This window comes from Catellatospora sp. KI3, assembly GCF_029948125.1.
GTDB lineage: Bacteria > Actinomycetota > Actinomycetes > Mycobacteriales > Micromonosporaceae > Catellatospora.
Genome location: NZ_JASAMB010000004.1, coordinates 339,987 through 363,397 on the forward strand (window position 1 = coordinate 339,987; position 23,411 = coordinate 363,397).

The following is a 23,411-nucleotide window of genomic DNA, read 5'->3' on the forward strand; positions in this document are numbered from 1 at the left end:
CCCATCCCTCAAGAGAGAAGGAACCGATGAACCGCAGATCACGGGCCGGGGCTGCACTGCTGGCTCTGGCTGTCGCGGGCGGCCTGGCCGCGTGCACCAAGGCCGACGACGAGGCCGCCGGCCCCGTCACGCTCAACTACTGGCTCTGGGACGACAACCAGAAGGCGTCCTACCAGCAGTGCGCCGACGCGTTCCACACCGCCAACCCGGACGTCACCATCAAGATCAGCCAGTCGGCGTGGAACGAGTACTGGCAGAACCTCACCACCCAGATCGCGGCCGGGGACGCCCCCGACGTGTGGACCAACCAGGGCTCGTACTACCCCCAGTTCGTCAGCTCCGGGCAGATCCTCGACATCCAGCCGTACGTCACCGCCGACAAGGTCGACCTGTCGCAGTACTCCGGCGGCCTGGCCGACCTGTTCACCAAGGGCGACCAGCGCTTCGGCCTGCCGAAGGACTGGGACACGATGGCCCTGGTCTACAACACCGAGCACTTCACCAAGCAGGGCATCGACCCGGCCAGCCTGCAGAACCTGACCTGGAACCCCACCGACGGGGGCACGTTCGAGCAGGTGATCGCCAAGGCGACCGTCGACGCGAACGGCAGGAACGGCCTCGACCCGGCCTTCGACAAGACCAAGGTCAAGGTCTTCGGCTTCCTGCCGGAGTGGGCGGACGGCTCGCAGGGCCAGAACGGCTGGGGCGAGCTGGCCGCCAGCAACGGGTTCACCTACCTGGACAAGAACCCGTGGGGCACCCAGTACAAGTACGACGACCCGAAGCTGGCCGAGACCATCGACTGGTTCAAGCACCTGATCGCCAAGGGCTACAGCCCCGCGCTGGACAAGGCGTCCACGCTCAGCCGCGACGCGCTGCTCAACGCGGGCACCGGCGCCCTGACGGTGTCGGGTTCCTGGATGATCAACAGCTACCTGGGTGAGGGCGCGAAGCTCAAGTTCGCGTTCGCGCCGCTGCCGGCCGGTCCGCAGGGCCGCAAGACGGCGATCAACGGCCTGTCCGACGCCATCTGGGCCGGCACCAAGCACAAGGACGAGGCCTGGAAGTGGGTCAAGTACCTGGCCTCGGCCGACTGCCAGAACGTCGTCGGCGGCAACGGCGTGGTCTTCCCGGCCATCAAGTCGGCCAGCGAGAAGGCACTGGCCGCGCACCAGAGCAAGGGCCGTGACGTCCAGGTCTTCGTCAGCGAGGCGACCGCCCCGGGCGGCACGTACTTCCTGCCGATCACCGAGCACGGCAACGAGGTCAGCCAGATCGTGCAGGACGCCATCCAGGCGGCGGTGCTCGGCGCCGACACCGCTACCACCCTGAAGAAGGCCAACGAGCAGGTCAACGCCCTGTTCAAGTAAGCGTCCGCCGTACCAGGCGCGGCGGGTCCGGCACGAGTCGGACCCGCCGCACCCGCCCTCGCCGCATCGCACCTGTCTAGGAGAACCATGGCACTGCTCATCGAGCTCGCCGGCCACACCCTCGCCCTCGAACATGACGGACCCGGCAGCCCGCTCGCAGCCGACGGGGGCCTGATTCTTCCACCGGGACGCGTCGCCCTGCTGCACGGACTCGGGGACGCGCCGTTCTACCGGCACGGGTACAACTCGTGGAGCCCCTGCGGCTGGCGGCGGCTGTCCGAACCCCCACTGCGCATCGCCAACCCGCAACGGCGCGTCACCGCCGACGACGACGTGTGGGACGACCCGGCCCGGCACCACTCCTCCGCGGTGGCCGCGCTGGAGGCCGAGAACGGCGACGTCCTGCTGCTGGGCGCGCTCGGCCTGGGCGTGGGCCGCCTGTCGGCCGACCGGGACACCCTGTCCGGCTGGTACGAGACCGGCGCGCAGCCCTGGTTCCTCGCCTTCGGGCCCGAGGACGAGGTCTTCGCGGCGTACACCCGGCAGCTCGCGGCCCGGCTGGGCAGCAGCGGCCGCCGCGCCGGCAACGTCTGGTGCTCCTGGTACGCCTACTACGAGACCATCACCGAGCAGCAGCTGGCCAAGGACGTCGACTCGCTGCGCGGCCTGCCCTTCGACGTGGTGCAGGTCGACGACGGCTGGGAGCGCCTCGTCGGCGACTGGGAGCCCAACCACAAGTTCCCCTCCGGCATGAAGGCGCTGGCCGAGCGCATCACCGACGCCGGGATGACCGCCGGCCTGTGGCTGGCGCCGTTCATCGCGCTGCCCGACTCGCAGCTGGCCCGGCAGCGCCCGGAGCTGCTGCTGCGCGACGCGCGCGGCGAGCTGGTGATCGCCGGGCACAACTGGGGCACCGGCTACCACGCGCTGGACCTGTCCACCCCGGCCGCGCACGAGTACCTCGCCGAGCTGACGCACCGGGTGGTGCACGAGTGGGGCTTCAAGTACCTGAAGCTCGACTTCGTCAACGCCGGTGCCGCGCCGGGCGCGCGGGCGGGCGGCGACGAGCGGGAGCAGTGCTACCGCGACGCGCTGGCCGTCGTCCGCCGGACCGCCGGGGACGATGTGTACCTGCTGGGCAGCGGCGCCATGCTGCTGCCGTCGCTGGGCATCCTCGACGGGCTGCGCAGCGGCCCGGACGTCGCGCCGATGTGGCAGAACTACGCCAGCGACGACCCGTCCGACGCGATGGCGCGCAACGCGGTCGTCAACACCCTGCACCGGCTGTGGCAGCAGCCGCTGGCCGAGGTCGATCCCGATGTCATCTACTTCCGCAGCCGCCTCAACCTGCTCACCGAGCAGCAGCTGGCGTGGCTGCGGGACCTGGCCGACATCAGCCGGTTCCGGGCGGTGTCCGACCCGCCCAGCTGGCTGACCACCGTCGAGCTGGAGGCGATGAGCGCGTACCTGACGGCCCGCCCGGACGTCCGGCGCATCAGCCGCTACCGGTACTCGATCGACGGCAGGTCCACCGACTTCGGCCCGGCGGTCGTTCCGGCCGACCAGGCGTACCCGATCTCCTGATCCGGCCCGGCACGCCTGCTGACCGGCGGCATCGCCCGCGGGTCGGCAGGCGTGGGCCTACTTGCCATGACCCCACTATTTTGTAAAGATCGTAGCGTATTCATCATGTGTATTCACGCGCTCTCAAGGGACAAACCGTGACAGACCTGGCCACCACCGGAACGGATCTGCCGCGGCTGCGCGAACTCAACTCCCTGAGCATCGTGCGTGCCCTGCGCAACCAGCCGCCCTCCACGGTCACCGAACTGTCGCAGCGCACCGGCCTGTCCCGCCCCGCCGTCGACGTGATCGCCCAGGGCCTGGTCGCCGACGGCTGGGCCGTCGTGCTGGAGCCCGGCGCCAACAGCGCCGTCGGGCGCCCCGCCCGCCGCTACCAGTTCCGGGCCACCGCCGGACACGTGCTCGGCATCGACGTCGGCGTACACAAGATCCTCGCGCTGCTGTGCGACCTCGACGGCAACATCGTGCAGACCGTACGGCAGAGCGTCGCCGCCGACGCCCCGCCGGCCGACCGCCTCGCCGAACTCGACAAGGTCGTCAGCGACTGCCTGGCCGGCGCCGCCATGACGCCCGCCGACATCTGGGCCGTCACCGTCGCGGTCACCGGCGCCGTCGACGCCACCGGCCGGACCAGCTTCTTCAGTCCGCTGCCCGGCTGGAAGAGCGTCAACCTGACCGGACACCTCAGCACCCGGTTCGCCTGCCCGGTCGTCGTGGAGAACGACTGCAAGCTGGCCGCCGTCGCCGAGCAGTGGAAGGGCGCCGCCAGCGACGCCAACGACATCGTGTACCTGCTCGCGGGTATGCGTACCGGCGCGGGCCTGATCCTCGACGGCGTGCTGCGCCGCGGCTTCGGCGGCGCCGCCGGTGAGATCGGCGCCCTCAAGCACGTCCGCTGGCTGAACGCGCCCGAGCACCTGCAGAACTGCCCCGGCGTGCCCGACACAGTCGGGCCCGACGACGCCGCCGCCTGGGTGTTCACCGCCGCCCGCCAGGGCGACAAGGCCGCCCGCCTGGCCGTCAGCCGCTACGTCAAGGACCTCGCCGTCGGCGCGGCCGCCCTGGTGCTCACCCTCGACCCGCAGGTGGTCGTCCTGGGCGGCGGCTTCTCCCGCTCGGCCGACCTGATCCTCGACCCGCTGCGGCACGAGCTCCAGCGCCTGTGCCTGCGCATGCCCGAGGTCCGCGCCTCCACCCTCGGCGCCGACTCCGTCGCCCTCGGCGCGCTCAAACTGTCCCTGAACGAGGTCGACGACCGGCTGTTCAGCGCCGGACTCTCCGCCCCGGTCGCACCCCGCCGCAACTGAACAGGTTCCCCATGCACGACCTCAGACTCGGCGTCATCGGCTACGGCCTGCGCGCCAGCCTCGCCGTCACCGCCCACCGCCCCGGCCGCGGCTCCCGCGTCGTCGCCGTCGCCGATCCCGACCCCGCCGCGCGGGCCCGCGCCGCCGCCGACCTGCCCGGCGCCGACCTCGTCGCCGACCATCACCGGCTGCTCGAACGCGGCGACGTCGACGCCGTCGTCGTGCTGACCCCCGACCACACCCACGAGCAAGTCGCCACCGACACGCTGCGCGCGGGCAGGGCCGCGTTCGTGGAGAAGCCGCTCGGCATCAGCACGCAGGAGTGCGACCGCATCCTGGCCGTCGCGCACGAGACCGGCTCCCGGCTCTACGTCGGGCACAACATGCGGCACATGGGCGTGGTCCGGCTCATGCGCGACATCATCGCCCGCGGCGAGATCGGCCAGGTCCAGACCGTCTGGGTACGGCACTTCGTCGGCCACGGCGGCGACTACTACTTCAAGGACTGGCACGCCCAGCGCCGCCACACCACGTCGCTGCTGCTGCAGAAGGCCGCGCACGACATCGACGTGCTGCACTGGCTCGCGGGCGGGTACACCGAGGTCGCCAGCGCCTTCGGCGACCTGCGCGTCTACGGCCGGGTCACCGACCGGCTCGCACCCGGCGAAGCCAAGCGCGACGACTGGTTCGACCCGGCCCGGAACTGGCCGCCGCTGGCCCAGACCGGTCTGGACGCCGAGCTCGACGTCGAGGACGTGTCGGTGGTCAACCTGCGCCTGGACAACGGGGTGCTGGCCGCCTACCAGCAGTGCCACTTCACGCCCGACTACTGGCGCAACTACACCGTCATCGGCGACGCGGGCCGGCTGGAGAACTTCGGCGACCAGCCCGGCGCCGTGGTGAAGGTGTGGAACGCCCGGCGCTCGGACTACCGCGCCGACGCCGACGCCGAGTACCCGGTGCCGGTCGCCGAGGGCGGGCACGGCGGGGCCGACTCCCTGATCATGGACGAGTTCTGCCGGTTCGTCCGCGAGGGCGGCCACACCGACACCTCGCCCGTCGCCGCCCGGATGTCGGTGGCGGCCGGGGTCGCCGCGACCGCCTCGCTGCGCGCCGGCGGCGCACCCCAGTCCGTGCCGGAGCTCGCCGGAGAGCTGGCCGCCTACTTCGCCGCAGGTCAGCGCCGCTGAGGTCGGCCGGACCCCCTTTTCGGGACATGCTCGCGGCCCGCCGCCGAGCACGCGCACCGGTCACCGTTTTCCAGCCGCAGCGGGGTTGATCATTACCGACCGGTGCCCGATACTCGGTCATGCCAACGGGGAGGCCGAGTCGATGTTGTCGACATTGGGAATTAGTGAGTTCACCGAATCCGTCTACCGCGCCATGCTGGCCGACCACACCTGGAGTGTGCAGCAGCTCGCGTTGAGGCTCGGCGCGACCGAGAAGCAGATCAGGCAGGCCCTGGACCAGCTGGCCGAACTCGCCCTGCTGACCGACGACGGGTCGAGCGGTGGGATGAAGGCGGTCGGACCGTCGGTCGGGCTGTCAGCGCTGCTGGCACAGGCCGAGACCGAGATGGCCGAACGGCAGCGGCAGATCGCCGCGACCCGCGAGGCGATCGCGGCCATCGCCTTCGAGCAGGAGCGGCAGGCCCAGCGGGAGAGCTCCATCCGGCTGGAGGGCCTCGACGCGGTCCGGGCCCGGATCGAGGAGCTGAGCCGCACGGTCCGCACCGAGTGCCTCTCGCTCAACCCGCGCAGCGCGCAGACTCCGGACGCCAAGGCGGCCAGCACCCCGCTCAACCAGCAGATGGTCGAGCGCGGTGTCGCACTGCGCTGCATCTACCAGGAGAGCTACCGCAACGACCCGGCCCTGGTCGCGTACGCGAACTGGCTGACCGGTCTCGGCGGCAGGCTCCGGACCGCGTCCACGATCCCCATGCTGACCATCGTGTACGACCGGGAGATCGCGCTGCTGCCGCTCGACCCGGCCAACAGCAGGCTGGGCGCGGTCGAGGTGCGCAGTCCGGCCCTGGTGGCCGCCGTCTACGCCCTCTTCGAGCAGATCTGGGCCGGTGCCGTTCCCTTCGGCGAGACGGCTCCGCTCGACGCCAACGGGCTACAGCCGCAGGAGAAGCAGCTGCTGGAGCTGCTGTCCTCCGGGCAGACCGACGAGTTGGCGGCCCGCAAGCTGGGCGTCTCGCTGCGTACCGTACGGCGGATCGCCGCCGACCTGATGGAACGCCTCGGGGCGCGCAGCCGGTTCCAGGCAGGGTTGGAAGCCGGCCGCCGCGGCTGGCTCTGATCCGCTGCCCGCACAGGGGGAGGGCCCCGGGAGTTCCCGGGGCCCTCGCCCTGTCCATCGCCGTCAGCCGGGAGGTGTCACCAGCCGGAGGAGCCGATCTCGATCCGGGCGCCGAAGTAGCCGCCCGCGGTGACGCCGGGGTAGAGCCACAGCTTGGTGGTGGGGTCCTCGACCACGAGCAGGTCGTCGTAGGCGTCGCCGCGGTTGAAGTCGCCCGCGGTGAGGTCGCTCATCGCCGTCCAGCCGCTCGAGCCGACCACCACCCGGGCGCCGAACGAGCCGCCGGTGCTGGTTCCGGGGTAGAGCCAGAGCGTACCGGTCGCCTTCTCGACCACCAGCAGGTCCTCGTAGCTGTCCCGGTTGAACTCGCCGGCGACGTAGGACTGCATGGTGCCCCAGTTGGTACCGATGTTGACGCGGGCGCCGAAGCCGCCGCCTGCGGGCAGGCCGGGGTAGAGCCACAGCTTCCCGGTGGCGGTCTCCAGCAGGAGGAGGTCGTCGTAGTCGTCGCCGCGGTTGAAGTCGCCGGACGTCAGTTCGGTCACGGCGTTCCAGCCGGTGCCGAGCTCGATCCGGGCGCCCAGGCCGCCACCGGTGGCGAGGCCCGGGTAGAGCCACAGCTTCCCGGTCGCCTTCTCGACCGCCATCAGGTCGTCGATCCCGTCGCGGGTGAACTCGCCCGTCACCAGGCTCTGCATGGCGTTCCAGTTGAAACCGATGTTGATGCGGGCGCCGAAGCTACCGCCGGTGCTCGTGCCGGGGTACAGCCAGAGCCGGCCGGTGATGCTGTCCAGGGCGATGAGATCGGCGTACGTGTCGTTGGTGAACTCCCCCTGCACCAGCTCGGTCATGTGGACCGCGGTCGAGGGCGCCGTCCCGGTGCCGATGGGCGAGCTGTAGCCGACGATGTCGGAGTTGGACAGCGAGTACGTGTGCGCCGACACCTTGTTGCCGGAGTTGCCCTCGATCGTGCTGACGTTGCCGCCGGAGGAGCTGACGACGATGCCGACGTGGTCGATCGGGTGCGCGTCGTTCGGCGACGAGTCCCAGTCGAACACGATGGCGTCGCCCGGCTGCGGCGTGTACGAGCCCGCCGCGTGCCAGGTGCCGTTGTCGGCGCCGTAGTCCTCGAACGACTGCGCCCAGGTGGTGAGGCTGGAGTAGTCGGTCACCCCGGCCTCGCGCCAGACGTACTTCGAGAAGTTGGCGCACCAGGCGTACACGTCGTCGTTGGCGGTGGTCCCGCCGCGCCATCCGGTGGGCCCGCACGCGGGCCAGTTGGTGACCTGTCCGCTGTAGTACGTGCAGTTGTCACTGCCCCGGTACTCGTAGTTGCGGCTGTTGTCGTTCAGTTCCCGCTGGGCGATCGACACGATGCTTTCGCGTAGTGTGGCCGCGCTGGCGCCCGGTGGTGCGGCCAGTACGCCGATCACGCCACTGGCCGCGACCGTAGCGGCGACCAGAGCCGTCCTGAGGGCAGCGATCTTGTTCATCAGCATTCCATTCGTCAGATAAGGGGTGATTCGGAGGTAGATCGGGCGCAGACCATCCACGTATGAGCTGCTTGGCCTGGAGGCGACGGAACTCGGCCCGTCGATTCAGCGGCACGCAGGTGCCACCACCCGAGTCATCGGGGACTTCAGGGGGAGATTTGCCAGCCGCGCATTGCGGGAGCCGCTGCCGCGCGTTTCATGAGTTCCGCGGCGATCACCCGCGCATGTGTCTCATGGGCTGTTCGAATGAAGAGGACGACCGTCATGGAGTCCGGCTCCACCCGGGTGACGACGTGCTCGACGCCGTCCTGCGCAAGAGCGTGTGCCCAGATCAGATCGGAGACGACCGCGCTGTCGACCAGCGTGCGGTCAGGGGCGACGCCTACCAGGCGCATCTTGACAAGATGCATGTCACCCCCATTCGTTACCGCCGTTGGTGGAGACGGACGCCGAAGCGGAGGTGCTCACGAAACCCGTCTGCGCCAGCGCACCGACGACGGTCACCGACATCATCGCGATGACAATTAGAATTCGCGCTCTCCGCTTCATTTCCCTGCTCTCCCTCATCGTTTCTCCGAGCCTTTCCGGCTCGCCTGAAACAAGGATGGAGCAGCTCTCGGGAGAAGTCATCAGAGATCAATTGGCACCAACGTGCATGGCAGCTTGATGCCACCTCCGCCGAGCCGACCGGGCCATATCGCGCCAGTTCGAAGGGCATGCGCGGGATGAAGCCGAGTAATGCCCCAGACGCTGCAAACCGCGCTTTCGGTACAAGCCTCAACCGCCTAATCCACGGGCGCCCGGCCCGCGGGCCGGGCGGGTCTCACCGCACGGTCGGCGGCACCGGGTCACCGGCCAGGCCCGGCCTGCCCGCTACCGGCCTCGTCGCGGCTCCGCCGCGCCAGAAGCCGCGCAGCACCCGCAGCACGGTTCCCGGCCGCAGCAGGGCCGTCGGCGGCTCCAGCAGGTTGAGCACCCGCAGGAACGCCGCGCCCAGCTCCGGATCGGCCGTCGCCGCGATGTGCAGCCGGTGCACGTACGCGTTGACGAACCGGACCCGCAGTGACCGGGGCCCTTCCACTTCAGGGAAGCGCAGGTCGGTGCCGACGGCGATCGACCACGGCCCGTCGATGACGGCCGAACTGCCCCGGAAGAAGCGGCGGCTCAGCTCCGGCTCCCCCTCGGCGAGCAGTCGGCGCAGCAGCAGCGCCTCCAGCGCGGCGACCGTCATACCCTGGCCGTAGATCGGGTTGAAGCTGCACATCGCGTCGGCGACGACCAGGTAGCCCGCCGGGAACCGGCGCAACCGCTCGTACCGCCTGCGCACGCTCGCCGGGAAGCGCATGCGGACCCCGTCGGTCACCGCCGCCCCGGACCTGACGATCTCGGCGATTCCCGGCGCCGTCAGGGTCTGGGCGAAGGTCAGCATCTCGTCGTCGTCGACCGGCGGCTGCTCGCCGTGCATCCCGCTGAACCCGATCGCGATCAGGCCGTTCTCCTGCACCAGTGCCAGCCCCGCGCGGGGCGCGCCCGGCACCGCGTTGCCCAGCGTCCCGAGCAGTCCGTCGAGGTGGTGCGGCTCGTGCCGGTACACCCGGGTCACGTAGGTGACGTCGACCTGGACGCGCTCCTCCTCCGGCGGCGCGTAGCCCAGTTCACCCAGCCACAGCGGCGTACGCGAAGCCCGGCCGGCGGAGTCCACGACCAGGTCGGCCGCGACGGTCCGCTCTGCGCCGTCGCGGTCGCGCAGCCGCACACCGGTGACCCGGCCCCGGTCGGCGGTCGCGGTGAGCCCGAGCACCTCCGTGCCGGAGGCGAACTCGACCCCGGGCAGCTCGGCGACCCGCGCGCGGACCGCGTGCTCGAGCAGCGGACGGCTCACCCCGGCCGCGACCAGCTCCGTCGACGGCCGCAGGGCCATCGGGTAGCCGTCGTTGAACCAGGACATCCGGCCGTGCAGGTCCACCAGCGGCACCGCCGAATCGGTCAGCTCCTGCGACAGCCCGGGGAACAGCTCCTCCAGCGCGTGGCGGCCCCGGGCGAGCATGACGTGCAGCTGGCGGCCCTGCGGCACGCCGCGGCGCGGGGCGGGCTCGGCGGGCAGGTCGTCGCGGTCCACCAGCAGGATCCGGGGGTAGGAGTCGCTGAGGGCGCGGGCGGTGAGCAGCCCGCCCATGCTGGCGCCGATCACCACGGCCGTACGGTCGGAGGGCATGTCAAACCCTAGCTACGCCCGCCCCCCGCCCACGTCTTCCTGCGTGCGCAAGTCGACGTGGACGGGTGGTCACCGGCCAGGTCAGGGGGTGGGCGGGGGCAGGGTGAGGTGGAGGATCTGGGTTTCGGGGCCGGCTGGAGTGGTGGTGCGGGTGGTGAGCCAGAGGGTGCCGTCTCGGCCGGGCTCGGCCTCGACCAGCGGGCCGTACGCGCCGACCAGCAGCGGCTTCATCTCGGTGAGCCCCTCGTCGGTGATCGGCACCCGGTAGAGCCGGGCGCCGCCCGCGCAGGCGACGTAGCCGATGTCGCGCACGATCGCCATCCCGGTGCAGAGCCCCTCGGCGGGCTTCAGCGTGACGAACGGGGCCTCGAACCCGTGGGTGTCGCAGCCGGTGCCGGACTTCGAGTCGGTGCCCTCGCACAGCGGCCAGCCGTAGTTGCCGCCCTTGGCGATGTAGTTCGTCTCGTCCACCGAGCCGTCGCCCGACTCCTGCGACCACAGCCAGCCCCGCGAATCGAAGGCCAGGCCGTGCGGGTTGCGGTGGCCCAGGCTCCAGATGTAGCCGCCGAACGGGTTGCCCGCCGGGATCCTGCCGTCGGGGTTGAAGCGCAGGATCTTGCCCGCGAGGCTGTTGTTGTCCTGGGCGAGCTTCGGGTTCTGGGCGTCGCCGGTGGCGGCGTACAGCTTGCCGTCGGGTCCGAAGCGCAGCCGCCCGCCGTTGTGGAACTTCGCCTTGGGGATGCCGACCAGCAGCGACTCCATCGACCCGGTGTCCAGCGAGTCGCCGCGCAGCCGCAACCGCGCGATCCGGTTGTCCCGCGCGGTCGTGTAGAAGACGTACAGCCAGCGGTCCTTGGCGAAGCCCGGACCGACGGTCAGGCCCAGCAGGCCGCCGTCGCCGCCGGTGCTCACCGCGCCGGGCAGCTGGCCCAGCGACGTCGCCTGGCCGGTCTTCGGATCCAGGCGGACGATCTCGCGCTTGTCGCGCCGGCCGTAGAGCACCGAGCCGTCGGGCAGCTCGACCAGCCCCCACACGAGGTCGGTGTCCTTGGCCACGGGGGTGACCGAGCACAGCAGCGTGCACTTGTCGCCCGCGGTGACCTCGGCGACGACGCTGCGCGCCGACGCGTTGCCCTGGCTGTCGCGGGCGCTGACCTGGTAGCCGTGGCTGCTTCCGGCGGGCACGCCGAAGTCGAGGAAGGTGAACTGCTTCGCCTCGCCGGTGCTCGCGACGGTGCCCACCCGGTTGCCGTCGCGGAACACGTCGTACGCGGCGACGCCGGTGTCGTCGGTGGCCGCGTCCCAGGCCGCGGTGACGGTGGTGCCGTCGGCGGTGGCCTTGACGCCGCCCGGGGCGCTGGGCGCCTTGGCGTCCGAACCGCACTGCGGCGGGGTGACCGCGACCGCCGCGCTGGCCGGCGACACGTTGCCCGCCTGGTCGTGGGCGGTGACGTGGACGTTCCAGGTGGTGCCCGGCTCGCCCGCGACGACCGCGTCCAGCTTGTCCCCGGCCACCCCGGTCACCCGCTGTCCGTCGTGATAGACGTCGTAGCCGGTGACGTCGGTGTCGTCGGTCGACTTTCCCCAGCTGAGCGCGATCGACCGGCAGGTCGTCTCGCCGACGCTGACAGCGCCGGGGGCGGTGGGCTGCCGCGTGTCCGGTGGCGGCTCGGGCCACTGCGTCACGACGACCACCAGGCCCACGAGCGCGAGCACCAACAGGCCGCCGAGCATGCGGGAGCCGCCGGAGGCCGAGGCGATCGGCGACGGTGTGACGGGGGTCATGGCGGAAAGGTATCCAGCCGCAACGCCGAGCACCAGCCCCTCCGTGCGAAGGACTGCCGAGAATGACCTCAGCGGTCGGCGGCACCCACTGTGGACATCGACCGCTCCCGTCGAGAGCCGGCGGCGAACAGCAGCGCCAGCAGGACCGGGAACTCCAGGTACGCGTGGTAGCTGGCGAAGGCCTGGTAGAAGGCGCGGCCCTGGAGGTAGTCGGCGACGAACAGCACGCCCAGCACCGCCGCCGCCCCGAGGCCCAGTGCCCACGGGCGCCAGCCGCGCAGCCACGGCACCCGCGCCTCGAACGCCGCCACCGCCTCCGGTGCCTGCCACGGCAGGAAGCCGAGCCAGACCACGTAGTGCATGGCCTGCAGGAACGCGAACGCGGCCAGGAAGCGCAGCCCCGCCTCGGCGCCGGGCGGCACCACGGGCGCGGCCAGGGCCGCCGGCGCGCCCGCGAACGCGGTCACCGCCGCGCTGCCGCGCACCAGCAGGCCGTCGAGCAGCCCGGACAGCAGCAGCGCGGGCACGGCCAGCACCCAACCGAGCTGAACCGCCCGGAACACCAGGCGGGACCGGTCGGGCAGCCGCCGCGACCACTCCCACAGGAAGAACAGCGGCACGACGTTGTGCAGATGGGCCAGGACCACGAAGTGGTACGCGGGCCAGCGCAGCGACACCGCCGCCGCCACCCCCAGCCCGGCCAGCGCCGGCAGCAGCCAGCGGCGGGGCACCGCGAACCACACCCCGACCGCGAGCACCCCGTAGCCGAGCAGGATCTCCGGCGTACGCAGGGTCAGCAGGCGGCAGGCGGCGATGCCGGTGACCGCGGCCGCCGACCAGAGCAGCAGCGGGCCGCGCAGCACGTCGGCGAAGCGCCCGGCGACGTAGCGCAGCTCCAGCACGTTGTGCAGCACCCCGAACGCCATCAGCCCGAGCACCATGGCCGCCAGCGGGGCGCGCAGCGCGGCGGCCAGGGCCACGGCGGCGCAGCACGCCAGGGCGAGGCTGGCCGGCAGCGCCCGGTCGCGGGCGGTCGCGGCGGCGGCTACCGTCACCGGATGCCCCCGTACCCGGCCGCGCTGGCCCTGACCCTGGCGGTGGAGGTCCCGCTGTACGCCGTGGCACTGCGGGCGGGCTGGCGGGTGCCGTGGCCGCGCGCCGCGACGGTGGCCGTCGCGGTCAACCTGGTGACCCATCCGGTGCTGTGGAGTGTGCTGTGGCAGGTCCGGGGCGCGGGGTCGTACCCGGTGCTGCTGGCGGCGGCCGAGGTCGCGGTGTGCGCGGCGGAGGCGGCGCTGCTGGCCTGGTGGCTGCGCCGCCCCGACCGGCTGCTGGCGGTGCTGGCGGTCGGAGTCAACGCGGTGTCGGTGCTCGCCGGGTTCATCAGCGCGAGCGTCTGACCAGGACGACCACCACCACGACCACGGCGATGACGGCCAGGCACCCCAGTCCGACCAGGACGAAGGGGGCGGCGACCTCGGTGGGATCGGGGGCGACATCGGCGAGCGGCATCGGTCCAGTATGAGCATCGCCGCGCACGGCCACCAGACTCGCGGCGAGCGGCTGATGCGTACCGGACCGGAATTTGTGATCATAGGCACGTGGCCGACACTCCCTGGCGACCCGTGACCCTGGCCGAGGCCGACTGGCTCGCCGAACTCGACCCCGACGGCGCCGATCGGGGCTACGACCCCGGCGCCCGGCCCGACGCGGTCTGGATCCTGCACGCCATGTACGAGTGGGAGTCCGGCCCGACCCGCACCACCCATCAGGACCTGCGGCGCAGCCTGCTGGAGGCGGGCATCGTGGAGCCGAACGTGGTCGGCGGCATCGACGTCGACGCCTGGGGCGTGATCGAGACCGGCGGCCAGGTCGGGCGCTCGCAGCATCCGGGGCCGGGCTGGCGGCGGCTGCGCTGGCACGAGCTGGCCGAGCGGCTGGGCGAGCCGGTGGTGGCCGAGGGCGAGCAGCCGTGCTTCCGCAGCCTGGCCGGGGCGCACCCGGACGGCAGCTGGCCGGCCAGCGTCGAGCCGCCCGCCGAAGGCTCCCTGGACCGGGAGAGCTGGTCGCGGCTGGTCGAGCTGCTGCTGCAGAGCTCCCCGATGGGCGCGGCGACCCCGTGCCTGGCGTACCTGAGCCCCGGGCACTCCCCCGACGACCGGGCGCGGGTGCTGACGGGCCCGCTGGGTGCGGCGGCGGCGCTGTACGACCACGACTTCGGCGACGGGTCCCCGGCGAACCTGTGGCCGGTGGACCGGGCCTGGGTGACCTGGTCGGACTGGGACCTGTGGGGCACCAAGGTCAGCGGCCCGCCGCAGCTGGTCGAGGCGATACTCGCCGACGGAGGGTTGGAGGCGGTGCGGCTGCCCTGGTGCTGAACGGGCGGAGATCCGCCGCCGACCCGGCAGCGGGTGGCGACCGGGTGTCCGCCGCGGGTACGACAACGCTCCACCGCTGCACGCCCGAAGGCGTGGAGCGCTACCACCGATCGTGTGAGTTCTATTCATGGGACGAGCCTGTGCGCAATACGTTGGGTAGCCTCGCCACAATGCGTGATCTCTGGCTGCGCGGACTGGCCGCCAATCCGGCGGCCCCTGCCGATGTCCTCGTGCGGCTGTTGTACCCGTCGGCGGCAGCGGCCTGGCCGGTGCTGTGCGCGCAGCGGCCGCTGCCGCAGCCCGTCGTCGACGCGGTCATGCGCCATCCCGAGGGGCAGCCCCGCAGCCTGCTGGCGGACAACCCGCACGTGCCGGCGTCGCAGTGGGCGCACGCGCCGGTCGACGAGCGGGGGCTGAAGCGCCTGGCCCGCAACCCGCGCGAGCTGCTGCGCGGCAAGCTGCTGCCCGACGCCGCGCTGCGGTACCTGCTGGACCGGGACCGGCCGGAGATCTTCGAGGAGCTGGTCTACTCCGCGCACGCCCGACGCACGTACGAGCTGGCCGCCGTGCATCCGAAGCCGTACGCGCGCACCTGGGCGTGCCGGTTCTGGACCTCGCTGAGCGACCAGGCGCGGGCCGCGCTGCGCGAGGACCCCGATGCGGGGGTACGGGCCGCCGCGCTGTCCGCGCACACCCGGCACACCACCGCGCTGGAGGTCGACGACCTGCCGGACCGGCACGACCCCGCCTACCACGACGCGATCATGAACCGGCGCCTGTCGACGGCGGTCGTCGCCCGCGCGCTGGCCGGCGGCGACCCGTCGGACCTGCACATGCTGGCGTACAACCCGAGCACGCCGCCGGAGGCCGTGGCCCGGCTCGCCCGGCACCCTTCGTCGTCCATCCGGGCGCAGCTGGCCGCCCGCACCGACCTCGACCCGGAGCTGATCGGGCTGCTCGCCGCCGACCCGGACATCGAGGTGCGGCTGGTGCTCAGCCGGCACCACCCGCAGACCCCCGCCGAGGCGCTGCTGCGCACGTTCCTGGAGGACCCCGGTCCGCACCGGTGGCCGCTGACCGCCCACCCGAACTTCCCGGTCACCGGACTGGCCCGGTTCGGCCAGCACGGTGATCCGCAGGTGCGGCGGCTGGCCACGCTGGACCCGCAGGCCGATCCGCTGCTGATCGAGCGGTTGACCTTCGACAACGACCCGGACGTGCGTGACGCGGCGGCGGCCTGCCCGCGACTGCCCGCCGACCGCCTGGCGTTCCTGCTGGAGGACGAGGACCTGGCGCAGGCCGCGGCCACGAACACGGCGCTGAGCTCGGCGCGGATGCACGAGCTGCTGGACCAGGCCGGTGTCCCGGCGACACGCTCCCCGGTGGTGCGCTGACCCGTCGGCGGCTGCCCTACCGTGTCGTGATGACACCTCCCACCTTCGCCGACCCGGCGGCCTACGAGAGGTACGTCGGCCGCTGGAGCCGATCGGTCGCGCCGGAGTTCCTGGCCTGGCTGGGTGTGCCCGCGCACCGGCGCTGGCTGGACGTCGGCTGCGGCACCGGCGCGCTCACCGAGACGGTGCTCGCGCTGTCGGATCCGGAGGCCGTCACCGGCGTGGACCCGTCGGCCTCGTTCGTCGCCGACGCGGCCGCCCGCGTCACCGACCCGCGTGCCGGGTTCCGCGTCGGTGACGCGCGTGCGCTGCCCCTGGCCGACAGCACGGTCGACGCCGTGGTCAGCGCGCTGGTGCTCAACTTCGTACCGGAGCCGGCCGTGGCCGTGGCCGAGTTCGCGCGGGTGACCCGCCCCGGCGGGCTGGCCGCCGCGTACGTGTGGGACTACGCGCAGGGCATGGGCCTGATCCGGCACTTCTGGGACGCGGCGGTGCTGCTGGACCCGGCCGCGGCCGAACTCGACGAGGGCCGCCGCATGCCGGTCTGCGCCCCCGACCCGCTGCGGGCCCTGTGGACCGACGCCGGGTTCACCGAGGTGCGGACCGAGGCGCTGGTGATCCAGACCCCGTTCGCGGACTTCGCGGACTACTGGGAACCGTTCCTCGGCGGGCAGGGCCCGGCGCCCGGGTACGTCCGCTCGCTGGGCGACGTACACCGGTCGCGGCTGCGCGACCTGCTCGCCTCGCGGCTGCCGGTGGGGCCGGACGGGACGATCCCGCTGACCGCCAGGGCGTGGGCGGTGCGCGGGCGGCGGTAATGCGATTGCGGCAGCCGAAGGCAGCGGTTAACCTGCGGCGATCATTGGCTCCGGTATGGAAGCAGGTGTTTTGATGCGTGTCGTTGTGGCTCGTCAGCTCCCCTTTTCGACGACCCGACAAACACACGTGAGGAAGCAAGACATTGGATCTGCCTCGTAGTTACTCCATCCGGGAAGACAGCCACCGGGTCCTGAACCCGATCGACACCGCCAAGCTCGCCCTGCTGGGCGAGGTGATCGGCCTGCGGGCCGGCATGTCCATGCTCGACCTGTGCTGCGGCAAGGGCGAGGCGCTGGCCACCTGGGCCCGCGACCACGGCATCGGCGGCGTCGGCGTGGACATCAGCACCGTCTCACTGGCGGTCGCCCGCGAGCGCGTCGCCGAGTTCGGCGTCGCCGACCGGGTGTCGTTCGTGCACGGCGACGCGAGCACGTACGTGTCCGCCGAGCCGGTGGACGTGGCCGCGTGCATCGGGGCGACCTGGATCGGCGACGGCGTGGACGGGACTGTGGCGCTGCTGCGGCAGAGCCTGAAGCCCGGCGGCCTGATGCTGATCGGGGAGCCCTTCTGGCGTGACGAGGTGCCCGACGCCGAGACGGCTCGGGCCTGCCACGCGAACTCGCCCAACGAGTGGGACACCTTGCCGGACCTGGTCAACCGGTTCGGGCGGCTCGGCTACGACCTGGTGGAGATGGTGCTGGCCAGTGAGGACAGCTGGGACCGCTACCGGGCGGCGCAGTGGCTCAACCTCCGCCGGTTCCTGGACGCCAACCCTGGCGACGAGCTGGCCCCCGAATTGCGGGCCGAGCTCGACCGGTCCCCGCTGGAGTACGTCCGCTTCCAGCGGCGCCTGCTGGGCTGGGGTGTGTTCGCGCTGATGGAGCGCTGAGCACGACCGGGGCCGGCCGGTGCGAACACCGGCCGGCCCCGGGCCGGATCACGAGGTGGGCTGCCAGAGCACCGCACGGTAGGTGCCGTCGGCGGCGTGCGCCCAGCCCACGACCTGGCTGCGGTTGTTCAGCCGCATCGCGCCGCTCTGGCCGCCCGAGACCAGGCTCGGCAGCCGGTGCACGACGCCGGTCTCCGACCAGTAGACGGCCCGCGAGACGGCGATGTCGCCGGTGTTCGCGATCCCGACCGCCTTGCCGAGGTCGTTGATCCCGGTCGGCGACACCCGGTCCGTCCCGACGGGCACCTGCAGCGCCACGGTGGTGCCGTCAGCCCGCCAGACGTACGAGCCGTAGGGCGCGAAGTCGCCGGAGACGGTGACGTCGCCCGCGGCGTTGACCCCGCCGGACGTGGCACCCGGCTGGCCCACCACCGTGACGGTCCCGTTCACCCAGCGGGCGGCCTGCTCCTGGTTGTCACCGGCGATGAGCCCGCTGTTGTTGATCTGCGTGGGCAGGAACTTGCGCCACTCGGGGTCCGGCGGGACCGCCGCGTTCTCAATCATGGTCAGCACGCCGTTCTTCCAGCGGAAGCCCCGGATGCCCAGCTCCGGGTCGGAGTAGTAGCCGACCACGACACCGGAGTCGTTCACGTCGCGGGCGACGCTGTGGGTGCCCGCGGGGCCGATGTCGACCATGCCCAGCCCGGGGCGCCACAGGAACGCGTGGTGGATGTTGCTCCCACTCGTCAGGTTGCTCGACCCGACGATCCAGCCCTTGTTGTTGATCCCGTTGGCGGCCACGATCGGCCCGCCCAGGGACCCGAGGTCGGCCATGACGCCGTTCTCCCAGCGAAACGCACGGGAGTACTGCCCGGGACCGTTCGGGGTGAAGCTGTGGCCGACCACGACGCCGAACTCGTTGACGTCGGTCGCGGCGCTGCCCGTGGTGCCGGGCAGCAGTCCCAGCTCGATGATCTGCGGGCTGGCCGCGGACGCCGGTGACGCCGCCAGCGGCGCGGCGACCGCCGCGACCACGGCGGAAGCGCCGAGGGACAGGATTCTGCGACGATCTGCCTTCACTGGCTCTCGCTCTCTCATCGCTCGGTGATCGTGCCCACGTGGGCACGATCACCGCAGTATGCCCGCAGCCGGCACGCCTGCCATCGACGTTCGGAACCGACCCGACAGTCCATTGCCGACTCCGGCTCACCGGTGGGGAGGTATCTCACCCGCCTGGCTGTCCTGGACCGGTCCCGCGCTGCCGCCGGACGCGGGTGCGGCAGCCGGCCCGGTGCCGGTCGGCGCACCGTAGGCGCTCGGGTGGTAGTAGAGCGGATAGCCGCCGTACGGCATGGGGTACGGCGGCTGGACGGCCGCCGGACGCGGGGCGTACCAGCGGTTCGACGGCGGCACCAGCAGCAGCGCGAACGCCGCGATCAGCAGCAGGACCAGGAGCAGTCCGAGCGTCGGCCCGGCCAGGTCCGTCCAGTGCGTGTCGCTGCCGGAGAGCTCGAAGAGCCGCTCGCTGAACGGGCTGCCCCGCCACATCGGCAGCAGCGTCGCGCCGAACCACAGCGCGGTCAGCCCGAGCAGCACCGTCGCCACGATCGTCATGCCCTGGTCCCAGGCGCGCTCGCCGGCGACGGCGGCCGGGTCGGCGCCGGGGACCTCGCGGCGGGCCTGGTCGATCAGGTCCAGCCAGTGCAGGTGGGTTGCCCAGGCGACTGCGGTCAGGAGCAGGCTGAACAGCACCGCCACACCCTGCAGCGGCACCGCCACGGCGACTGTGGCGGGCCGCGGGCCGCGGGTCTCGGTCGGCGGAGGCGGGAAGGGCGAGGCGACGGGGTGGGTCATGGCCCGGCATGTTACGGACGTCTGGCCACGGGCGATGTCCCCGAGCCAGGCTGCGGACGAATATGGCCGTGCCGGGCGGGGTGGTCGACCGCACGGCTGCTGACGCGCCGCGTCCGGCCACCCCGCCCTCAGACGTTCACCCGACGGTGAACTGGTGCTCGTCCAGCGCCTGGATCGAGCTGTCGTCAGGCGAGTAATAGAAGCCCTCTACCGAGTACTTCCCCGCCGGTAGCGCCGGTGTGCGCACCGTGGCGGCGCCCTGGCTGGGTGGGCCCGCGTCCAGGTTCACCGACCGGTCGAACACGATCTTCCCGGCGGCGTCGCGGACCCGTACGCGCATGGTCGCCTCGTACACGATCCCGGCCACCTTGATCGTGACCGGACCTTTCGCGACCACGGCGTTCTGCTGCGGGTCGATGACCCAGACCGGGGCGAGCACGTCCACGGCCGGGCCGCGGCGCAGCGGGCCGCGCACCGGGAACTGGTTCCACAGCTTGTCGACCTGCTTGCCGTCGAGCAGCAGCACCATCGCGTCGGTGTCGCTAGCGGCGGTCGCGGTCCAGATGAGCTGCTGCAGCGCGGCCCTGTTCGACGGCGGGTCGTAGCCGTTGACCGCCGCACCGCTCAGGTCGACCGTCACCGTCGCCCCGTCGACCTTCACCCCGCGCAGCCTGGCGCTGGCGGGCCAGGTGCTGATGTAGTCGGGGTCGTAGGCGGTCCGCCCGTCGAGCATGGCGGTGACGGCGGCCTTCGCTCGGGCCGCCTTTCCGCCGTCGCCCACCGCGAGCCGGTGGTACTCGCGGTACAGCTTCGGCACGCCCTTCAGTTCGCCCTGGTAGTAGATCGGCACGTTGGCCGAGACGGTGCTCGGCGACCCGGGGCTGCTGGGCGTGCCGCCGGGCGTGGGCGAGGTGGCCGGGTCCGGCGCCGGGCTGGCGGAGGTGCTGCTGCCTGGGGCGGCCGACGAGTTCGCGGGGTCGGGGGTGGTCGGCGGGGCGCAGCTGCCGACACCGAAGACGACGGCGGCCACGGTGGCGGCGACCGCGGACGCGGTGCCGGTGGTGAACACGAGCGGCATGTTCCCTCCTCGGAGACGGTGCCACCAGGTGCGTTCCCGCACCCGGGTCCTGATGGCCGAGAGTGCTCCGGCGTCGGCTCCCACGGTCGCCGCGTACGCCTCCAGGGTCTGGCGCAGCAGCTGCTCGGTCACCTCGTCGCCGGTGCCCCGGCCGTGGTGCGTGGTCATGACTCCTCCCGGTGGGCCCACTGCTCGGACTGGCGCAGTGCGGCCAGGCCCCGTGAGGTGTGGCTCTTGACCGCGCCGCGGCTGACGCCCATGGCGTCGGCGACGTCGGCCTCGGACAGGTCGAGGTAGTAGCGCAGGACCAGGGCCTCGCGCTGGCGGGCGGGCAGGGTGCGCAGTGCCGCGAGCATGCGCGTCTGGGCGATCGAGTCCAGGGCGAGGTGCTCGGCCGAGGCGATGGTCGGCGGGGGCGGCTGCGCGGCGAGGTAGCGGTCGGCGACCAGCCTGCGGCGCAGGGTGGAGCGGGACCGGTTGACAAGGCTCTGGCGCAGGTACGCCAAAGCCTTGTCGGTGTCGCGCAGGCGGCTCCAGCGGGCGTGCAGCTGCACGTACGCGTCCTGGACCAGCTCCTCGGCGCGGGCCGGGTCGCCGCAGAGCATCGCGCCCAGCCGCACCAGGATGCGGTAGTGGGCCCGGAACAGGTGGGTGACCGCGGCGTCGGCGTCCCAGTCGCCGGGTTCGCCGGAGTCGGTGCCGATCATCGCGAGGTGGCTCCCCGGTGTCCCGGGGCGCACGGGAACGCCCGCGGCGGGGGCGGGCGGGTCGGCGGCGGGGCGCGGGGTCACGCCGCTTCGACGCTTCGACCTTGATATCGGTTTACCGTCCTGACCTGCCTCTTTTCCGACAGCGCGGCCGCTGTGCGGCGGTGGGGAGTGCTCGAAGCGGCCACGGGCGCCGACGGGCGGCGATACAGTTCCGGTAAGTGCGTTATGCCACGAAATGACGGACAGCTGAAGCGTGCCCGGCGGCGCGAGCCCGCGTGCCCGCCGTACCGGGCGGATCGGGGCGGGAGCAGGTCATGGCAAAGGCAGTCGGTATCGACCTCGGCACCACCAACTCGGTGATCGCGGTGTTCGAAGGCGGTCAGGCGAGCGTCATCCCCAACGCCGAGGGCGCCCGCACCACCCCGTCGGTGGTGGCGTTCACCGACGCCGGGGAGCGCCTGGTCGGCCAGCTCGCCCGGCGGCAGGCGATCCTGAACCCGAAGGGCACGATCTACTCGGCCAAGCGGTTCATCGGCCGCCACTTCGACGAGATCAGCTCCGAGGCCAGAGCGGTCGCGTTCGACGTGGTCGCCGGGCCGGACGACCTGGTGCGCTTCGACGTCAAGGGCAAGCTCTACTCCCCCGAGGAGATCAGCGCGCTGGTGCTGCGCAAGCTGGTCGAGGACGCGGGCAGGTTCCTGGGCGAGAAGGTCACCCAGGCGGTGATCACCGTCCCGGCGTACTTCAACGACGCGCAGCGGCAGGCGACCAAGGACGCCGGGCGCATCGCCGGGCTGGAGGTCCTGCGGATCATCAACGAGCCGACCGCGGCCGCGCTGGCGTACGGCCTGGACAAGCAGGGCCACGAGACCGTCCTCGTGTTCGACCTGGGCGGCGGCACCTTCGACGTCAGCATCCTCGACGTCGGCGACGGCGTCGTGGAGGTACGCGCCACCGCCGGCGACTCGCACCTGGGCGGCGACGACTTCGACAAGCGGCTGGTCGACTACCTGGCCGACGAGTTCCGCAACGAGCAGGGCATCGACCTGCGCGCCGACCCGCAGGCGCTGCAGCGGCTGTTCGAGGCGGCCGAGAAGGCGAAGGTGGAGCTGAGCTCGGTCACCCAGACCCAGGTCAGCCTGCCGTTCATCACCGCCGACGCGGCCGGGCCCAAGCACCTGACCACCACCCTGACCCGGTCGAAGTTCGAGGACCTGACCAAGGACCTGGTGCAGCGCTGCCTCGGCCCGGTCGAGCAGGCGATGAGCGACGCGAAGACCACCGCCAACGACCTGGACGAGGTGATCCTGGTCGGCGGCTCGACCCGCATCCCGGCGGTGCAGGCGCTGGTCCGGCGGCTGACCGGCGGCAAGGACCCGAACATGAGCGTCAACCCCGACGAGGTCGTGGCCATGGGCGCCGCGATCCAGGCGGGCGTGCTCACCGGCGAGGGCCCGGACGTGCTGCTGCTCGACGTGACCCCGCTGTCGCTGGGCCTGGAGACCCTCGGCGGCCGGATGACCAAGGTGATCGAGCGCAACACCACCATCCCGGCCCGCCGGTCCGAGACGTTCACCACGGCCGAGGACAACCAGCCCGCCGTGGACATCGCGGTGCTGCAGGGCGAGCGGGAGCTGGCCGCCGACAACCGGGTGCTGGGCCGGTTCCGGCTGGAGAACATCCGGCCCGCCCCGCGCAGCGTGCCGCAGATCGACGTCACCTTCGACGTCGACGCCAACGGCATCCTCAACGTGTCCGCCAAGGACAAGGAGACCGGCGCGGAGCAGGCCATCACCATCTCCGACAGCGGCAACCTGGACCGTACCGAGGTGGACCGGATGGTCGCCGACGCCGACACCCACCGCGAGGAGGACGCCCGCGCCCGGCAGGCCATCGACGCCCGCAACGAGCTGGAGTCGCTGACGTACCAGGTGGAGCACCGGCTGTCGGAGCTGGGCGAGTCGGCGCCGCAGCACGAGAAGGCGCGGGCGGAGCTGCTGGCGAACGACGCCCGGCAGGCGATCAAGGAGAACGCGCCGCTGGACCGGCTGCGTTCGCTCATCGGCGACCTGCAGCAGGTCGCGCAGGGCCTGATGGCCCGGCCGTCCGGCCCGCCGCCCGGCGGTGGGCAGCCCGGCGGCCCGTCCGGCCCGAGCGCGGGCGCCGGGGCCGGGGCGCGCACCGGGCAGGGCGACGACGACGTCATCGACGCCGAGTTCTCCCCGAGCTGA

22 protein-coding genes are annotated in these 23,411 nt (G+C 72.2%); 11 read left to right on the forward strand and 11 right to left on the reverse strand.

Annotation, left to right across the window (positions count from 1 at the left end):
* The first annotated feature begins 26 nt into the window (after positions 1 to 26).
* The 5 genes from QEZ54_RS09965 (at position 27) to QEZ54_RS09985 (ending at position 6,565) form a co-directional block, all read left to right on the forward strand.
* A complete protein-coding gene (locus QEZ54_RS09965; protein ID WP_281304234.1) occupies positions 27 to 1,370 on the forward strand; it encodes a sugar ABC transporter substrate-binding protein in 1,344 nt (447 codons plus the stop codon).
* 87 nt (positions 1,371 to 1,457) lie between these two features.
* On the forward strand, positions 1,458 to 2,954 hold the full coding sequence (locus QEZ54_RS09970; protein ID WP_281304235.1) for a glycoside hydrolase family 36 protein: 1,497 nt from the start codon (positions 1,458 to 1,460) through the stop codon (positions 2,952 to 2,954).
* 137 nt (positions 2,955 to 3,091) lie between these two features.
* Positions 3,092 to 4,261, forward strand: a complete 1,170-nt coding sequence (locus QEZ54_RS09975) for an ROK family transcriptional regulator (protein ID WP_281304236.1) — start codon at positions 3,092 to 3,094, stop codon at positions 4,259 to 4,261.
* 11 nt (positions 4,262 to 4,272) lie between these two features.
* Positions 4,273 to 5,451: a Gfo/Idh/MocA family oxidoreductase gene (locus tag QEZ54_RS09980; RefSeq protein WP_281304237.1), complete on the forward strand. Its 1,179-nt coding sequence runs from the start codon at positions 4,273 to 4,275 to the stop codon at positions 5,449 to 5,451.
* 142 nt (positions 5,452 to 5,593) lie between these two features.
* Positions 5,594 to 6,565 (forward strand): LuxR C-terminal-related transcriptional regulator, encoded by a 972-nt coding sequence (locus tag QEZ54_RS09985; RefSeq protein ID WP_281304238.1) that lies wholly within the window; start codon positions 5,594 to 5,596, stop codon positions 6,563 to 6,565.
* Between the two features lie 77 nt (positions 6,566 to 6,642).
* On the opposite strand, the gene QEZ54_RS09990 is transcribed toward QEZ54_RS09985, so the two are convergent.
* The 6 genes from QEZ54_RS09990 to QEZ54_RS10015 all read right to left on the reverse strand — a co-directional run bounded on the left by QEZ54_RS09990 (position 6,643) and on the right by QEZ54_RS10015 (position 13,113).
* Complete coding sequence (locus QEZ54_RS09990) at positions 6,643 to 8,058, reverse strand: CHAP domain-containing protein (protein ID WP_281304239.1); 1,416 nt, start codon at positions 8,056 to 8,058, stop codon at positions 6,643 to 6,645.
* Positions 8,059 to 8,204: 146 nt separating this feature from the next.
* Positions 8,205 to 8,468, reverse strand: coding sequence for a hypothetical protein (locus QEZ54_RS09995; RefSeq protein ID WP_281304240.1), 264 nt, complete (start codon positions 8,466 to 8,468; stop codon positions 8,205 to 8,207).
* A gap of 1 nt (position 8,469) precedes the next feature.
* Positions 8,470 to 8,688 carry a hypothetical protein gene (locus QEZ54_RS10000; protein ID WP_281304241.1) on the reverse strand — a complete coding sequence of 73 codons (219 nt, stop codon included), beginning with the start codon at positions 8,686 to 8,688 and terminating at the stop codon, positions 8,470 to 8,472.
* A gap of 193 nt (positions 8,689 to 8,881) precedes the next feature.
* Complete coding sequence (locus QEZ54_RS10005; RefSeq protein ID WP_281304242.1) at positions 8,882 to 10,273, reverse strand: FAD-dependent monooxygenase; 1,392 nt, start codon at positions 10,271 to 10,273, stop codon at positions 8,882 to 8,884.
* An 81-nt stretch (positions 10,274 to 10,354) separates the two neighbouring features.
* The gene (locus QEZ54_RS10010) at positions 10,355 to 12,058 is read right to left on the reverse strand and encodes a PQQ-dependent sugar dehydrogenase (RefSeq protein WP_281304243.1); all 1,704 of its coding nucleotides are present in this window, start codon (positions 12,056 to 12,058) and stop codon (positions 10,355 to 10,357) included.
* A gap of 68 nt (positions 12,059 to 12,126) precedes the next feature.
* Positions 12,127 to 13,113 (reverse strand): hypothetical protein, encoded by a 987-nt coding sequence (locus QEZ54_RS10015; protein ID WP_281304244.1) that lies wholly within the window; start codon positions 13,111 to 13,113, stop codon positions 12,127 to 12,129.
* A gap of 3 nt (positions 13,114 to 13,116) precedes the next feature.
* Here QEZ54_RS10015 and QEZ54_RS10020 point away from each other — a divergent pair, with 3 nt between their 5' ends.
* Positions 13,117 to 13,458 (forward strand): hypothetical protein, encoded by a 342-nt coding sequence (locus QEZ54_RS10020; RefSeq protein ID WP_281304245.1) that lies wholly within the window; start codon positions 13,117 to 13,119, stop codon positions 13,456 to 13,458.
* On the opposite strand, the gene QEZ54_RS10025 is transcribed toward QEZ54_RS10020, so the two are convergent.
* Positions 13,442 to 13,570: a hypothetical protein gene (locus QEZ54_RS10025; protein WP_281304246.1), complete on the reverse strand. Its 129-nt coding sequence runs from the start codon at positions 13,568 to 13,570 to the stop codon at positions 13,442 to 13,444. The genes QEZ54_RS10020 and QEZ54_RS10025 overlap by 17 nt on opposite strands.
* A gap of 89 nt (positions 13,571 to 13,659) precedes the next feature.
* On the opposite strand from QEZ54_RS10025, the gene QEZ54_RS10030 reads away from it, so the two are divergent.
* From QEZ54_RS10030 to QEZ54_RS10045, 4 genes are all read left to right on the forward strand, one after another.
* Complete coding sequence (locus QEZ54_RS10030) at positions 13,660 to 14,436, forward strand: hypothetical protein (RefSeq protein WP_281304247.1); 777 nt, start codon at positions 13,660 to 13,662, stop codon at positions 14,434 to 14,436.
* A 170-nt stretch (positions 14,437 to 14,606) separates the two neighbouring features.
* A complete protein-coding gene (locus QEZ54_RS10035; protein WP_281304248.1) occupies positions 14,607 to 15,830 on the forward strand; it encodes a hypothetical protein in 1,224 nt (407 codons plus the stop codon).
* Positions 15,831 to 15,859: 29 nt separating this feature from the next.
* Positions 15,860 to 16,648: a class I SAM-dependent methyltransferase gene (locus tag QEZ54_RS10040; protein WP_281304249.1), complete on the forward strand. Its 789-nt coding sequence runs from the start codon at positions 15,860 to 15,862 to the stop codon at positions 16,646 to 16,648.
* Positions 16,649 to 16,791: 143 nt separating this feature from the next.
* On the forward strand, positions 16,792 to 17,538 hold the full coding sequence (locus QEZ54_RS10045; RefSeq protein WP_281304250.1) for a methyltransferase domain-containing protein: 747 nt from the start codon (positions 16,792 to 16,794) through the stop codon (positions 17,536 to 17,538).
* A gap of 48 nt (positions 17,539 to 17,586) precedes the next feature.
* On the opposite strand, the gene QEZ54_RS10050 is transcribed toward QEZ54_RS10045, so the two are convergent.
* The 4 genes from QEZ54_RS10050 to QEZ54_RS10065 form a co-directional block, all read right to left on the reverse strand.
* Positions 17,587 to 18,618, reverse strand: coding sequence for a hypothetical protein (locus QEZ54_RS10050; RefSeq protein WP_281304251.1), 1,032 nt, complete (start codon positions 18,616 to 18,618; stop codon positions 17,587 to 17,589).
* A gap of 126 nt (positions 18,619 to 18,744) precedes the next feature.
* A complete protein-coding gene (locus QEZ54_RS10055; protein WP_281304252.1) occupies positions 18,745 to 19,392 on the reverse strand; it encodes a hypothetical protein in 648 nt (215 codons plus the stop codon).
* 136 nt (positions 19,393 to 19,528) lie between these two features.
* Positions 19,529 to 20,638 carry a GerMN domain-containing protein gene (locus tag QEZ54_RS10060; RefSeq protein WP_281304253.1) on the reverse strand — a complete coding sequence of 370 codons (1,110 nt, stop codon included), beginning with the start codon at positions 20,636 to 20,638 and terminating at the stop codon, positions 19,529 to 19,531.
* Positions 20,635 to 21,177, reverse strand: a complete 543-nt coding sequence (locus tag QEZ54_RS10065) for a SigE family RNA polymerase sigma factor (RefSeq protein WP_281304254.1) — start codon at positions 21,175 to 21,177, stop codon at positions 20,635 to 20,637. Before QEZ54_RS10065 ends, QEZ54_RS10060 begins: the two co-directional genes overlap by 4 nt.
* Positions 21,178 to 21,494: 317 nt before the next feature.
* On the opposite strand from QEZ54_RS10065, the gene dnaK reads away from it, so the two are divergent.
* A complete protein-coding gene (dnaK, locus tag QEZ54_RS10070) occupies positions 21,495 to 23,411 on the forward strand; it encodes a molecular chaperone DnaK (RefSeq protein WP_281304255.1) in 1,917 nt (638 codons plus the stop codon).

What these genes read in the sequence shown, in the direction of transcription:
- QEZ54_RS09965 (WP_281304234.1), top strand. Translation starts at nt 27, where the DNA reads ATGAACCGCAGATCACGGGCCGGGGCTGCACTGCTGGCTCTGGCTGTC.
- QEZ54_RS09970 (WP_281304235.1), top strand. Translation starts at nt 1,458, where the DNA reads ATGGCACTGCTCATCGAGCTCGCCGGCCACACCCTCGCCCTCGAACAT.
- QEZ54_RS09980 (WP_281304237.1), top strand. Translation starts at nt 4,273, where the DNA reads ATGCACGACCTCAGACTCGGCGTCATCGGCTACGGCCTGCGCGCCAGC.
- QEZ54_RS09985 (WP_281304238.1), top strand. Translation starts at nt 5,594, where the DNA reads ATGTTGTCGACATTGGGAATTAGTGAGTTCACCGAATCCGTCTACCGC.
- QEZ54_RS09990 (WP_281304239.1), bottom strand. Translation starts at nt 8,058, where the DNA reads ATGAACAAGATCGCTGCCCTCAGGACGGCTCTGGTCGCCGCTACGGTC.
- QEZ54_RS09995 (WP_281304240.1), bottom strand. Translation starts at nt 8,468, where the DNA reads ATGCATCTTGTCAAGATGCGCCTGGTAGGCGTCGCCCCTGACCGCACG.
- QEZ54_RS10000 (WP_281304241.1), bottom strand. Translation starts at nt 8,688, where the DNA reads ATGACTTCTCCCGAGAGCTGCTCCATCCTTGTTTCAGGCGAGCCGGAA.
- QEZ54_RS10005 (WP_281304242.1), bottom strand. Translation starts at nt 10,273, where the DNA reads ATGCCCTCCGACCGTACGGCCGTGGTGATCGGCGCCAGCATGGGCGGG.
- QEZ54_RS10010 (WP_281304243.1), bottom strand. Translation starts at nt 12,058, where the DNA reads ATGACCCCCGTCACACCGTCGCCGATCGCCTCGGCCTCCGGCGGCTCC.
- QEZ54_RS10020 (WP_281304245.1), top strand. Translation starts at nt 13,117, where the DNA reads ATGCCCCCGTACCCGGCCGCGCTGGCCCTGACCCTGGCGGTGGAGGTC.
- QEZ54_RS10025 (WP_281304246.1), bottom strand. Translation starts at nt 13,570, where the DNA reads ATGCCGCTCGCCGATGTCGCCCCCGATCCCACCGAGGTCGCCGCCCCC.
- QEZ54_RS10035 (WP_281304248.1), top strand. Translation starts at nt 14,607, where the DNA reads ATGCGTGATCTCTGGCTGCGCGGACTGGCCGCCAATCCGGCGGCCCCT.
- QEZ54_RS10040 (WP_281304249.1), top strand. Translation starts at nt 15,860, where the DNA reads ATGACACCTCCCACCTTCGCCGACCCGGCGGCCTACGAGAGGTACGTC.
- QEZ54_RS10055 (WP_281304252.1), bottom strand. Translation starts at nt 19,392, where the DNA reads ATGACCCACCCCGTCGCCTCGCCCTTCCCGCCTCCGCCGACCGAGACC.
- QEZ54_RS10060 (WP_281304253.1), bottom strand. Translation starts at nt 20,638, where the DNA reads ATGACCACGCACCACGGCCGGGGCACCGGCGACGAGGTGACCGAGCAG.
- QEZ54_RS10065 (WP_281304254.1), bottom strand. Translation starts at nt 21,177, where the DNA reads ATGATCGGCACCGACTCCGGCGAACCCGGCGACTGGGACGCCGACGCC.
- dnaK (WP_281304255.1), top strand. Translation starts at nt 21,495, where the DNA reads ATGGCAAAGGCAGTCGGTATCGACCTCGGCACCACCAACTCGGTGATC.